Origin of the sequence: Propionivibrio sp. (assembly GCF_047602565.1) — a bacterium.
GTDB lineage: Bacteria > Pseudomonadota > Gammaproteobacteria > Burkholderiales > Rhodocyclaceae > Propionivibrio.
The window spans coordinates 3,436,680-3,449,531 of the sequence record NZ_JASGGX010000001.1 but is presented as its reverse complement, the minus strand read 5'-3'; the positions used below and the strand labels follow the sequence as shown (position 1 = coordinate 3,449,531).

Genomic DNA, 12,852 nt, shown 5'->3' with positions numbered 1-12,852 from the left:
TGGCGGCATGCTTAATTCGCATACATCCGCGCCGTTTCCGGTATTAAATTACGCCCATGGCACTGGCGAACGGGGGCTGTCCCGGTCGCCAAAACAACACCATAATCGGCCATCGCCTGAAAACAGAAAAGAATCGGTAAAAACCGGACAGAGACAGGCGCCAGCAGTGAAGCCGTTCGGGTGACTCATTTCTCGCTTGCCGTACTGATGGAGCAATGCCATGGGCTTGATACTTTCTATCGATGTCGGGACTACGAACATCAAGGCGGCGCTCGTCGACGAGGACGGGCGCCTGTGCGGCGAAGCCACGAACATCGGCACGAAGATAGAAGGCGACGCCACCGGGCGGGCCGAGCACGACCCGCAGAAGCTGCACGCCGCGCTGCTCGACGTATGCAGGCTCGCCGTCGGCGACTGGGGCGCGGACGTCGAACTGCTTTCCCTGACTTCCTATCAGTTCGGCCTGGTCCTGCTGGACAAGGACGGCGTCCCGCTGACCAAGATATCGACCTTCGTCGACACCACCGCGCAGTCGCACCATCCGCACTTTCTGCGGGCCATCGGCGACGTCGACCGGATGTACCTGCGCACCGGCTGCCCGCCGATCTTCCAGTATCCGGTCAATCGCCTGCACCACATCGCCGCGACGCAGCCGGAGATCGCCGGCCGGACGGCGCACGTCCTCGACTCGAAAGCCTTTCTGATGCACCTGCTGACCGGCGAGTATTTCACCGACTACAGCACGGCCAACTCGCTCGGCTGCCTCGACATCGACGGCCGGTGGGACGAGGCGATCATCAAGGCGTCCGGCTTCGCCGTCGAGCACTTCCCGCGCGTGCTCGACGGATTCAGGGACAAGGTCCGGCTGGCGCCGTCCGTCTGCCGTGAAATCGGCGTCAGGGAAGGCACGCCGATCTCCGCCGGCCTCTACGACGGCGCCGCGCTGGCGGCGTCGATGACCGGCTTCGCGGACGGCATCGGGGTCGGCAATTTCGGTACCTCCGGCATGTTCCGCGTGCCGACGCCGGCGCCCGTCGAAGACCTCGAAGGCGGGCTGATCCAGAGCTGCCTGCTGCGCCCCGGCCGCTTCTTCACCGGCTCGGGGATCAACAACTGCACCATCGCCACCAACATGCTGCTGAACATCCTGGGCCTGGACCTCGACTATCTGCGGGGCCGGGAACTGTCCGACCCGGGGTCGCACGGCATCATGACCTTCCCCTATTTCACCGGGGAACGCGACAAGGTCATCGGCAACATCGGCACCGGCATGGTCTTCGGCCTCGGCGTGGCCAGCACGCGCGACGACCTCGCGCGCTCCTTCCTGGAGGGCGTGGCGTTTTCCTACCTCCTGGTCAAGAACCGGCTCGACCCGGACGACCGGATCAAGGAATTCCGCCTCGGCGGCGGCGGCACGGCCAACCTGCCGTGGATGCAGATCATGGCCGACGCGCTGAACCTGCCCATCGTGCTGACGCAGAATCCGGAAATGGGCATCATCGGCGCGGCATGCCTGGCCCGCCACGGCGAAGGCGAGGACCTGCTGGCGTGTTCGCGTATGATCATGAAGGAGGCCCGCGTCATCGAACCCATCGAAAAGAACGTGCACATCTACGAGGAAATCGCCGACCGCTACTTCAGCGTGCGCGACTCCCTGCGCGAACCGCTGCTGGCCCGCCGCGGGCTGGGGCCGGCCCGGCGCCAGAAGGCCAAGCCGGTGGTCAAGCCCCTGCCGCTCGTGCGCGAAGGCTGGTAGGCGGACGCGGAAAACACCTCACCCACACTCATCAACCGACCCTGATCATTCGAGGCAAGCTCATGGCAAACAAGAAACTGGTCATTGCAATCGTCAATTCGAGTTCGTTCGGCATTTCCTATCCCGAGCACCTGCGCAAGCTGGAGGAGTTTGCCGAGTTGATCCGGGTGGACATCCCCAACGATGCGCCCGCCTCCGTCTTCCACGACAAACTGCGCGATGCCGACGGAATCATTGCCAGCGTGACGCCCGTATACACCCGCGAAGTCCTGCTCGGGCTGCCGAAGCTCCGGCTGCTGGCCCGCCACGGCGTCGGCTGCGACAACGTCGATCTGGATACCTGCGTGGAACTGGGCATCGCGGTGTCCAAGGTCGGGCCGGAAGTCGAGCGGGAATCCGTGGCGCAGATGGCCATCGGCCTGATGAACGCCTCGGCGCGGCGCATCGTCGAAGGCGCCGCGATCGTGCAGGCCGGGGAATGGAGCAGGCGCGCCAAGCTGGCGCTCGGCGTTAACTTCAAGGGCGCCACCATCGGGCTGGTGGGCATCGGCGCCATCGGCAAGACGGTGGCGAGAATCCTGACCGTGGGCTTCCAGGCCAAGGTGATCGCCTACGACCCCTACGTCAGCGCCGAGGAGATCGCCGCCCGCCACGCCACCAAGGTCGGGTTCGACGAGCTGCTGGCGCAAAGCGCGATCATTTCCCTGCACTGCCCGCTGACCGGCGAGACCTCGCGCATGTTCAGCGCCAAGCAGCTGGCGGCCATGAACGACGGCACCATCCTGGTCAACACCTGCCGCGGCGAGATCTTCAACCAGGCCGATCTCATCGCCGCGCTCGAATCCGGCAAGATCGGCGGCTATGCCACCGACGTCGTCGAGGGCGAGCCGATCGGCGCGGATCACGTCCTGCTGCGCACGCGCAACGTCATCGTCACCCCGCACCTCGGCGGCTATTCGGTGGTGTCGCTGCGCGGCATGGGCCAGACCATGGTGGACGACATGTGCCGGGTGTTCGTCGAGAACGGCTTCCCCGGAGTCATCGCCAACGAGCGGATCGAGCTGGCGACGTCCCGGATCGCGAAATTCAGGGCGTAGCGGCGCAGCCGGGCAAAAAACGATCGGGGCGCGGAAATCCGCGCCCCGATTTTCATTGGCTGCCCTGATCGCGCCTACACGTTATACGTGCCGGAGGCGGTGGTGCCGCCCTTGCCGGTCCAGTTGGTGTGGAAGAACTCGCCGCGCGGCCGGTCGATCCGTTCGTAGGTGTGCGCCCCGAAGTAGTCCCGTTGCGCCTGCAGCAGGTTCGCCGGCAGCACCGCGCTGCGGTACTGGTCGAAGAACGCCAGCGCCGTGCTGAACGCCGGCACCGGGATGCCCTTCAGCGCCGCCGTCGCCACCACTTCCCGCCACCCCGCCTGCGCCTTGTCGATCTCGCCCAGGAAGTAGTCGTCGAGCAGCAGGTTGGACAGCTCCGCATTCCGGTCGAACGCGGCCTTGATCTGGCCCAGGAAACGCGAGCGGATGATGCACCCGCCCCGCCACATCAGCGCAATCCCGCCGTAGTTGAGGTGCCAGCCGTATTCCTTGGCCGCCGCCCGCATCAGCATGTAGCCCTGCGCGTAGCTGACGATCTTGGAGGCGTACAGCGCGCTCTTGATGGCGGCGATGAAGGCCTGCTTTTTCGCCGGGTCGGCGGCGATCTCGCTCAAGGCCGGCGCCGGGCCGGTGAGCCTGGCGGCGGCCTGCACGCGCTCCTCTTTGAGCGCCGAGACGCAGCGCGCATAGACGGCTTCGGCCATCAGGGTGATCGGGATGCCGAGCTCCTGGGAGTTGATCACCGTCCATTTGCCGGTGCCTTTCTGGCCGGCGGTGTCGAGGATCTTGTCCACCAGCGGCTGGCCGTCCTCATCCTGCTTGGCCAGGATGTCGCGGGTGATTTCGATGAGGTAGCTGTCGAGCTCGCCGGCGTTCCAGTCCTTGAACACTTCATGCATCTCGCCGGCGCTCAGGCCGAGCCCGGTCTTCATGATGTTGTAGGCTTCGCAGATGAGCTGCATGTCGCCGTATTCGATACCGTTGTGCACCATCTTGACGTAGTGCCCGGCGCCCATTTCGCCGACCCATTCGCAGCACGGCACGTTGCCTTCGACCTTGGCCGAGACGGCCTGGAAGATGTCTTTCACGAACGGCCACGCCGCCGGCGAGCCGCCGGGCATGATGCTCGGGCCGTGGCGGGCGCCTTCCTCGCCGCCACTGACGCCGGTGCCGATGTACAGCAGGCCCTTGCTTTCGACGTACTTCTGCCGGCGGTTGGTGTCGTCGAACAGCGAGTTGCCGCCGTCGATGATGATGTCCCCCGCTTCCAGGTGCGGAATGAGCTGTTCGATGAAGTCGTCCACCGGCTTACCGGCCTTGACCAGCATCATCACCCGCCGCGGCTTCTTGAGCTGCGCCACCATCTCGGCGATGGAGTGCGCGCCGAGCACCTTGGTCCCCTTGGCTTCGTTGGCCAGAAACTGGTCCACCTTGTCGGTCGAGCGGTTGTACGCGACCACCGTGAAACCGTGATCGTCCATGTTCAGAATCAGGTTCTGCCCCATCACGGCCAGGCCGATCAGGGCTATGTCTGCTCGAGGGTCCATCGCTTGTCCTTTCGCTAGCGGATCGATTTGTTTTCCGGCCGCCGCGGCGCGGGGAGAACCGCGCCGGCGGACGGCCGGGTCAGCCCTGCGTTGTACTCAGTCCTCCACTCCGGGGATCGCGAAATAGTTCTTCGCGTTGTTGTAGCAGATGTCCTGCACCATGGCGCCGAAGGTGTCGAAGTCGGCCGGGATCTCGCCGGACTCCATCCAGCCGCCGACCAGCGCGCACAGGATGCGGCGGAAGTATTCGTGGCGCGGGAAGGACAGGAAGCTGCGCGAGTCGGTGAGCATGCCGACGAAGCGCGAGAGCAGGCCGATGTTGGCCAGGCTGACCATCTGCCGGCGCATGCCCTCGATGTGGTCGTTGAACCACCAGGCCGAACCGCTCTGCAGCTTGCCGGGCACCGAGCCGTCCTGGAAGCAGCCCATGACCGTCGCCAGCACTTCCAGGTCGTTCGGGTTGAGCGAGTAGAGGATGGTCTTCGGCAGCAGGTTGTCGACCTGCAGCGCGTTGAGGAACAGCGCCAGCTTCTCGGCGATCGGCCGGTCGGCGGCGGCATCGTAGCCGGTGTCGGGGCCGAGCTTGCCGAACATGCTGGTGTTGAGGTTGCGGATCGCCGCCAGGTGCAGCTGCATGGCCCAGCCGCGGCGCGCGTTCATCCGCCCGACTTCGAGCAGCAGGCCGGTCTTGAACGCCTCGGCCTCTTCCAGGGAAGGCACGGTGCCGGCGATGAACTTGGCAAACAGCGCTTCCAGCGCCTGCCCGGAAACGAAGGCCGCGATCGGCGCGATCAGCGCATGGTCGGAGGCGCGGCAGCCGAGCTCATGGAAGGCGTCGTGGCGCTTCTTCAGCGCGGCGACCAGCTCCTGGTACGAGCCGATGTCCATGCCGGCGGCGGCGCCGAGCTTGCCGAGATAGGCTTTCCAGGCCACCGGGTCCTCGACGGCCAGCGCCTTGTCCGGCCGGTAGCTGGGCACCATCACCGGCTCGCCGGGCTGGCGCGCCTTGGCGTAGGCGATGTGGTGTTCGAGCGTGTCGGCCGGATCGTCGGTGGTGCCGACGGCCTTGACCTTCATCTTCTGCAGCAGCGAGCGGGCGCCGAATTCGGGCTTGACCAGCAGCGCGTTGCACGCTTCCCAGACCATCGGCGCGGTCTTTTCGGACAGCGGCGCGTCGATGCCGAAGTAGCGCTGCAGTTCGAGGTGCGTCCAGTGGTAGAGCGGGTTGCCGACCAGCTTCGGCACGGTCCGCGCCCACGCCAGGAAGGTGCGGTAGTCAGCCGGATGCCCGGTGATGTCCTCCTCCGCCACGCCGTTGGCGCGCATCGCCCGCCACTTGTAATGGTCGCCGCCGAGCCAGGCGTGCGCCAGGTCGCGGAAGCACGCATTGCCGGCGATGTCCGCCGGCGGCAGGTGGCAGTGGTAGTCGATGATCGGCATCTGCGCCGCGTAGTCGTGGAACAGCCGTTGCGAACACGCGTCCGGCAGCAGGAAATCGGCGTTCATGAAAGGTTTCATTTGCATTCTCCGTGTTTGAACAGAATAGATGCGCGCTGTTGCCCAGGGGCTTTCGATGCTTCGCTGCCTTCCCGACTCGCGGCCCGCGCGTACGGCCAGCCATTTTTTTCGACGATTATGCGGAAGAAGAAGATTCCGGGCCAATGCTATAAAGGCAGTACCCCCATACAAAAACGGTATATGTGCGAAACTTCCCTTGGTATATTGGTATATTGAAGCGCGTGTTGCACTGCCGGGGGAAATCATGGACGTACGCCGCCTGAAGTATTTCATCGTGACCGCCGAGGAGCGCAGTATCAGCCGCGCCGCCGAACGGCTGCACATCACGCAGCCCCCGCTGACCCGGCACATCCAGTCGCTGGAAGAGGAACTCGGCGTGCTGCTGTTCAACCGCACCAGCTGGGGCGTCGAACTGACCCAGGCGGGCACGGCGCTGCTCAAGCACGCGCACAACATCAGCGCGCACATCGAACTGGCCACCGAGCAGATCCGCCGCGTCGCCGCCGGCCAGGCGGGGCGGATCGACATCGGCGTGTTCGGCTCGGCGATGATCAACATCATTCCGCGCCTGCTGCGCGCCTTCTCCTCCACCCACCCGGAGGTGAAGATCGTGCTGCACAACATGCCCAAGGAACGGCAGATCAACGCCCTGCATCAAGGGCGCATCCTCGCCTCCTTCGACCGCTACCTGCCCGAGTTCCCGAACATCCGCTCCGAACTCGTCTGCCGGGAATCGATCTGGGTCGCCGTGCATTGCAGCAACCCGCTCGCCGACCTGGAGCGCATCAGCCTGGAGGATCTGCGCCACGAGCCGATGATCGACGAACAGGACCCGAGCATCTCCATCGCCTGCCGCGAGCTGTTCAAACGCCACGATTTCGAACTCCAGGTCACGCAGAAGGCGGCCGACCTCATTGCCGCCACGATCATGGTCTCCGGCGGCTTCGGCACCACCCTGCTGCCCGAATCGATCCTCAACCTGCGGTTGCCCAACGTCGTCTACCGGCCGCTGGCCGCCGAGGTCGAATGCCTGATCGACCTGCATTTCGCCTATCGCAAGGACGAGGAATCGCCGCTGCTCGACGAACTGCTCGAATGCGTGCGCGCGTACACCCACCAGGGGATCGACGGCGGCGAGGCGTGACTCCCCGCGCGGCGCCGATGCCTTGATGGCGATGCTCGCGCCGCGCTCATACCGAGAATGTATGGCCCTCATTCGGAAATAGCATTTGAAGCGGCATGGCTTATTCCACATAATCCGCAACGCTTGAAAGAACGGTTGCCGCGCGAGGCGACCCACCGGGAAGGGATATGAAGTGAGCCACGAAGTACGTTGGGGGATTCTGGGTTGCGCCCGCATCGCACGCCTGCAGGTCGTCCCGGCCATTCTGCGCTGCGACCGGGCCCGGCTCGGCGCCGTGGCTTCGCGCGATCCCGCCCGGCTGGCCGAGTTCCGCTCGCTGTTCGGCGAGTTCACCGGGCATGCCAGCTACGAGGCCCTGCTCGACGATCCCTCGATCGACGCCGTCTACCTGCCGCTACCCAATTCCCTGCACTGCGCCTGGGCCATCCGCGCAATGCGCGCGGGCAAGCACGTGCTCTGCGAAAAACCCCTGGCGCTCGACGCCGGCGAGGCCGAGGAAATGATTCGCACGGCGCGCGAATGCGGCGTGCTGCTCATGGAAGCGTTCATGTACCGCTACACCGAGCGCCTGGCCAAGGTCGAGGAAATCCTGGCCAGCGGCGTGCTCGGCCCGATCCGCAGCGTCAACTCGACGTTCCGCTTCTTCCTCGACCGCGTGAACACCATCAAGGAACAGCCCGGACTCGGCGGCGGCGCCCTGTACGACGTGGGCTGCTATCCGCTCAACCTGATCGGACTGGTGGCGGGCGCCGAGCCGGAAGCCGTCGCCGTCGAATGCACCCGCCGCCACGGCGTCAACGTCAACCTCTCCGCCGTCCTGCGCTACGCGGACGGGCTGGTCGCCACCCTGCACTGCGGGTTCGACGCCTTCGGCCGCAACTACAGCGAAATCGTCGGCACGGACGGCGCGCTGCTCGTGCCCGACACCTTCCTCGACGACGCCGGCCAGCTCACCCTGCTCACCGGCACCGAAACCCGGCAGATCGCGGTGCCGAAATCCGACCGCTACGGCGAGGAAATCCGCGATTTCAGCACGGCCATACAGGAAAAACGCACACCGCGTCTCACGCTCGACGAGTCCTTGCGCAACATGCGCGTTCTCGATCGCATCCGGGGGGCGCTGCACGGCTGATCCGGCGCGTTGGCGGCGCGGACGGGGATGGAGCAGGTGTGCGGAACGAACATCTGTCCATCCGGAAAGACAAAAATGGAATGACGTTCCAAAAAATCTTGAACAGGCATTATTGTTGTCGTATATTGCAGTTAGCTTGGCGTGGGCCTACCCTTCGCCCGGTAAGAGTAATAAAAATATCTTTAACGTGTTTTTCAAGGAGGAAACCATGCAGATCAAGTTGAAGACCATTCTCGGCGCAGTACTCGCTTCCGTTTTCGTCACCGGCGGCGCCCAGGCGCGCGATTTCCGTTCGGCCGACGTGCACCCGCTCGACTACCCGACGGTGATGTTCGTCAAGAAGGTCGGCGACATCGTCAATCAGAAGACCAGCGGCAAATACAACATCAAGGTCTTCGGCAACAGCTCGCTCGGTTCCGAGACGGACACCATGCAGCAGGTCAAGATCGGCGCCATCGACATGGTGCGCGTGAGCACCGCGACCTTCCACGGCGTCATCCCCGAATCGCTGGTGCCGGCCTTCCCGTTCATCTTCCGCAACCTCGAGCATTTCCGTAAGACCATGTACGGCCCGCAAGGCGACCAGATCCTGGCCGCCTTCGAGAAGGAAGGCTTCATCGGCCTGGCCCTGCTGGAATCCGGTTCGCGGTCGATCTACTCGAAGAAGGAAATCCGCACCCTGGCCGACGTCAAGGGCATGAAGATCCGCGTGCAGCCGTCCGACCTGATGATCAGCCTGGTGCAGGCCATCGGCGCCAACCCGACGCCGATTCCCTACGCCGAGGTCTACACCGCGCTGAAGACCGGCCTGGTCAACGCGGCGGAAAACAACTATCCGTCGTATGAAACCTCCAAGCACTACGAAGCGGCGCCGATCTTCAGCGAAACCGAGCACGTGATGCTGCCCGAGGTGCTGGTCTTCTCGAAGAAGACCTGGGACACGCTGACCAAGGAAGAGCAGAAGATCATCCGTGACTCGGTCAAGGAAGCCATCCCGTACTACGTCGACCTGTGGGCCAAGAAGGAACAGGCGTCCAAGGACCTGACGATCAAGGCTGGCGCGAAGTACATCACGAACGTCAACCGCGCCGAGTTCGTCACCGCGGTCAAGCCGGTCTGGGACAAGTTCGCCACCACGCCCGAACTGAAGAAGCTGGTGCAGGACATCGTCAACACCAAGTAGTACGCCCGTTCGGCGCACTTCACCTCAGGCCCGAAGCCGCTCAAGATCTTTCAGCGCCTTCGGGCCGTTTTTCTGGAAAAAAGCAATGGATTGGTTCACGAACCTCAATGCCCGGCTGTCGCGCTGGGCGCTGTACATTGCCGTTGCGGGCCTGCTCGGGATCGTGGCGGTGGTCGTCGGGTCGGTGATCTGGCGGTACATTCTGAACGACGCGCCGGCCTGGTCGGAGCAGGTGGCGCTGCTGCTGGTGATCAACGTCGCCATGTTCGGCGCCGCCGCCGGTGTGCGCGACGAAGGCCACATCGGCATGGAGTCCCTGGTCGGCCTGCTGCCCAAGAACTTCCAGTTCTGGATCGGCAACGTCGTCGGCCTCTTCTCGATCACCTTCGGCGTCGCCCTGGTCTGGGGCTGCTCCATGATGGCCCACTCGGTGTGGTCCAACGCCATCCCCACCCTCGGCATCTCCGAGGCCTGGCGCTACATCCCCTGCGTCGTCTCGGGCGTCCTGATCATCATGTTCTCCGTCGAGCACATGATCGCTATGTTCTCTGACAAGGAAGTGGTCCCATCATGGCACTGACCGTACTCTGCATCAGCTTCACGATTTTCCTCCTGCTCGGAGTGCCGGTCGCCTTCTCGATCGCCCTGAGCTGTCTGGCCACCTACTGGGTCGAGGGCTTCCCCCTGGAACTGGCCTTCCAGAACATGATCTCCGGGATGAACGTCTTCTCCTTCCTGGCCATTCCCTTCTTCGTCTTTTCCGGCGAACTGATGCTGCACGGCGGCATCGCCGACAAGATCGTCAATTTCGCCCGCAACGTGGTCGGCCACTGGCGCGGCGGCCTGGGCATGGCCAACGTGGTCGCCTGCACCCTGTTCGGCGGCGTCTCCGGCTCCCCGGTGGCCGACGTCTCGGCCATGGGCGGGGTGATGATCCCGATGATGAAGAAGGAGGGCTACAGCGCCGACTACGCGGTCAACGTCACCACCCACGCCGCGCTCTGCGGCGCGCTGATGCCGACCTCGCACAACATGATCATCTACGCCTTCGCCGCGTCGAGCACGGCCGGCATGCTGGCCGGCCCGAACGTGATGGTCAAGGGCGCCTCGATCGGCGAGCTGATGTTCGCCGGCCTGCTGCCGGTCGTCGTGCTGATGGTCTGCATGCTGATCGCCGCCTACTGGGTGGCCAAGAAGGAAGGCTATCCGCGCCGTCCCGACGGCTCCGACCGGCTCGATCCGTTCGCCGGCTGGCACGCCGTGCTCACCTCCTTCATCGCCGCCATCCCCGGCATGTTCGTGGTCATCATCATCCTGACCTGCATCATCATGGGGGTGACCACCGCCACCGAGGCCGCCGGCATCGCCGTCACCTATTCGCTGTTTCTCACCTTCGTCGGCTACCGCACCATGAACTGGGCCAAGCTGATGAAGGCCGCCGCCAAGGCGGCCAAGACCACCGGCGTGGTGCTCCTGCTGATCGGCGTGTCGACCATGTTCCAGTACATCATGGCCATCCTGGAGATCCCGGACAAGACCGCCAACGCGCTGCTCTCGGCGACCACCAATCCGTACGTGATGTTCTTCCTGATCAACATGATCCTGTTCCTGCTCGGCACCTTCATGGACATGGCCTCGACCATCCTGATCTGCACCCCGCTGTTCCTGCCGCTCGCCCTGCAGATGGGCATGGGGCCGGTGCAGTTCGGCATGGTCATGCTGCTCAACTGCGCCCTGGGCCTCAACACCCCGCCGGTCGGCACCACCCAGTTCGTGGGGTGCGCCATCGGCGAAGTCTCCGTCGAGCAGGTCATGAAGAGCATCCTCCCCTTCTACGGCGCCCTCTTCGCCGTCATGGCCGTCGTCACCTACGTCCCCTGGTTCTCCCTCTGGATTCCCACACTCATCAAGGGCGCACCAGTGTACTGATTCGTTTCACCTTTCCCCTCTCCAACGGGGCCTTCGGGCCCCGTTTTTTTTGCGCGCTCCGGCGGCCGGCTTGAAATGGTTTGTAATCGGTTCCGCCCCGCGTGAAATCTCTCTGCATCATCTTCTGCGGACAATACCCCCACCGGACGCCAGCGCAGCGCATGGCGGCTGCCATTCCGTGGAATGCCCCGGCTTTCCGCCGATTCGAAGATCGAGCGCCGTGAGGGGTTCACGCGCCGCATGCGGTTTGAACGTTTTCGTTCCCTGCGGCCCGTCCTCTCCCGGCTCACCCCAGCAAGGAGCGCACGTTGACGCCTGCCGTCGGAACATCATCACTCAGCATTCTCCCCCTCGCGCGGATCGCCACGCTGAGCCTCGCCCTCGGCGCCAGCGTCCTTGCCGGATGCGACGAAAGCCGCTCGGCGGTCAACGACGCGGCCAAGCCCCCCGAGGTCGGCGTGGTCACGCTGGCGACGCAGCCCCTGGCCCTCAGCACCGAACTCTCCGGACGCACCAGCGCGTACATGGTGGCGCAGATCCGGCCGCAGGTCGGCGGCATCATCCAGCAGCGCGCCTTTACCGAAGGCGCCCTGGTCAAGGCCGGCGAGCTCCTCTACCAGATCGATCCGGCGAGCTACCGGGCCGCCCACGCCAGCGCCAAGGCCAGCGTGGCGCGCGCCGAGGCCACGCTGAACGCCGCGCGGCTGAAGGCGCGGCGCCAGGCCGAACTGCTGGCGATCGAGGCGATCAGCAAGCAGGACGAGGAAGACGCCCAGGCCAGCCTGCAGCAGGCCGAAGCCGACCTCGCGTCGGCCAGGGCGGCGCTGGCGACGGCGAGCATCGACCTGGAGCGCACGCGCATCACCTCGCCGATCGGCGGGCGCATCGAGGCGTCCTCGGTCACGCCGGGGGCGCTCGTCACCGCCAACCAGGAAACCGCGCTGACCACCGTGCAGCAGCTCGATCCGATCTACGTCGACATCCCGCAGTCGAGCGCCGAGGTGCTGCAGCTGCGCAAGGCGCTGGCCGCAGGCACGCTGCAGAGCGACGCGGACAATGCCGCGCGCATCCGGCTCATCCTCGAGGACGACAGCGTCTACCCGCACGAGGGCAAGCTGCAGTTCAGCGGCGTCACGGTCAACACGGGCACCGGCGCGGTGACGCTGCGCGCGCTGGTGCCCAACCCCGAGCGGCTCCTGCTGCCGGGCATGTACGTGCGCGCGCGGCTGGAGAAGGGCACCGATCCCGCCGCGCTGCTCGTCCCGCAGCAGGGCATCGGGCGCGACAACGCGGGCCGCCCGACGGCGCTGGTGGTCCTGGCCGACGGCAAGGTGGAAAAACGGAACGTGACGGTCGCCGAAGTCGTCGGGCAGAACTGGCGCGTGACGGGCGGGCTCGCCGCCGGCGAGAAGGTGATCGTCGAAGGGTCGACCAAGGTCACGCCGGGCCAGACCGTGCAGGCGGTGGCCGTCGATCCGCGGGCCGCCGCCGGTCAGGCCACGCGCGGCACGCCGGCGAAAAACGCCGCGGCGGCGGACTGAGGAGA

At 65.1% G+C, this 12,852-nt stretch carries 10 protein-coding genes; 8 read left to right on the top strand and 2 right to left on the bottom strand.

Annotated features, from left to right (window positions below):
* Positions 1-220 precede the first annotated feature (220 nt).
* Together QM701_RS16360 and QM701_RS16355 are read left to right on the top strand one after the other, a co-directional pair.
* Positions 221-1,756, top strand: a complete 1,536-nt coding sequence (locus QM701_RS16360; RefSeq protein WP_415168075.1) for a gluconokinase — start codon at positions 221-223, stop codon at positions 1,754-1,756.
* A 62-nt stretch (positions 1,757-1,818) separates the two neighbouring features.
* A complete protein-coding gene (locus QM701_RS16355) occupies positions 1,819-2,853 on the top strand; it encodes an NAD(P)-dependent oxidoreductase (protein ID WP_415168074.1) in 1,035 nt (344 codons plus the stop codon).
* Between the two features lie 74 nt (positions 2,854-2,927).
* On the opposite strand, the gene gnd is transcribed toward QM701_RS16355, so the two are convergent.
* Positions 2,928-4,400: a decarboxylating NADP(+)-dependent phosphogluconate dehydrogenase gene (gene gnd / locus QM701_RS16350; protein WP_415168073.1), complete on the bottom strand. Its 1,473-nt coding sequence runs from the start codon at positions 4,398-4,400 to the stop codon at positions 2,928-2,930.
* A 96-nt stretch (positions 4,401-4,496) separates the two neighbouring features.
* Positions 4,497-5,918, bottom strand: a complete 1,422-nt coding sequence (uxaC, locus tag QM701_RS16345) for a glucuronate isomerase (protein WP_415168072.1) — start codon at positions 5,916-5,918, stop codon at positions 4,497-4,499.
* Positions 5,919-6,162: 244 nt separating this feature from the next.
* Here uxaC and QM701_RS16340 point away from each other — a divergent pair, with 244 nt between their 5' ends.
* From QM701_RS16340 to QM701_RS16315, 6 genes are all read left to right on the top strand, one after another.
* Positions 6,163-7,062, top strand: coding sequence for a LysR family transcriptional regulator (locus QM701_RS16340; protein ID WP_415168071.1), 900 nt, complete (start codon positions 6,163-6,165; stop codon positions 7,060-7,062).
* 172 nt (positions 7,063-7,234) lie between these two features.
* A complete protein-coding gene (locus tag QM701_RS16335; RefSeq protein WP_415168070.1) occupies positions 7,235-8,194 on the top strand; it encodes a Gfo/Idh/MocA family protein in 960 nt (319 codons plus the stop codon).
* 208 nt (positions 8,195-8,402) lie between these two features.
* A complete protein-coding gene (locus QM701_RS16330; protein ID WP_415168069.1) occupies positions 8,403-9,377 on the top strand; it encodes a TRAP transporter substrate-binding protein in 975 nt (324 codons plus the stop codon).
* Positions 9,378-9,462: 85 nt separating this feature from the next.
* Complete coding sequence (locus QM701_RS16325) at positions 9,463-9,957, top strand: TRAP transporter small permease (protein ID WP_415168068.1); 495 nt, start codon at positions 9,463-9,465, stop codon at positions 9,955-9,957.
* On the top strand, positions 9,948-11,306 hold the full coding sequence (locus tag QM701_RS16320) for a TRAP transporter large permease (protein WP_415168067.1): 1,359 nt from the start codon (positions 9,948-9,950) through the stop codon (positions 11,304-11,306). Before QM701_RS16325 ends, QM701_RS16320 begins: the two co-directional genes overlap by 10 nt.
* A 308-nt stretch (positions 11,307-11,614) precedes the next feature.
* Positions 11,615-12,847, top strand: coding sequence for an efflux RND transporter periplasmic adaptor subunit (locus QM701_RS16315; RefSeq protein WP_415168066.1), 1,233 nt, complete (start codon positions 11,615-11,617; stop codon positions 12,845-12,847).
* Positions 12,848-12,852 lie beyond the last annotated feature (5 nt).

What these genes read in the sequence shown, in the direction of transcription:
- gnd (WP_415168073.1), bottom strand. Translation starts at nt 4,400, where the DNA reads ATGGACCCTCGAGCAGACATAGCCCTGATCGGCCTGGCCGTGATGGGG.
- uxaC (WP_415168072.1), bottom strand. Translation starts at nt 5,918, where the DNA reads ATGAAACCTTTCATGAACGCCGATTTCCTGCTGCCGGACGCGTGTTCG.
- QM701_RS16320 (WP_415168067.1), top strand. Translation starts at nt 9,948, where the DNA reads ATGGCACTGACCGTACTCTGCATCAGCTTCACGATTTTCCTCCTGCTC.
- QM701_RS16325 (WP_415168068.1), top strand. Translation starts at nt 9,463, where the DNA reads ATGGATTGGTTCACGAACCTCAATGCCCGGCTGTCGCGCTGGGCGCTG.
- QM701_RS16355 (WP_415168074.1), top strand. Translation starts at nt 1,819, where the DNA reads ATGGCAAACAAGAAACTGGTCATTGCAATCGTCAATTCGAGTTCGTTC.
- QM701_RS16340 (WP_415168071.1), top strand. Translation starts at nt 6,163, where the DNA reads ATGGACGTACGCCGCCTGAAGTATTTCATCGTGACCGCCGAGGAGCGC.
- QM701_RS16330 (WP_415168069.1), top strand. Translation starts at nt 8,403, where the DNA reads ATGCAGATCAAGTTGAAGACCATTCTCGGCGCAGTACTCGCTTCCGTT.
- QM701_RS16360 (WP_415168075.1), top strand. Translation starts at nt 221, where the DNA reads ATGGGCTTGATACTTTCTATCGATGTCGGGACTACGAACATCAAGGCG.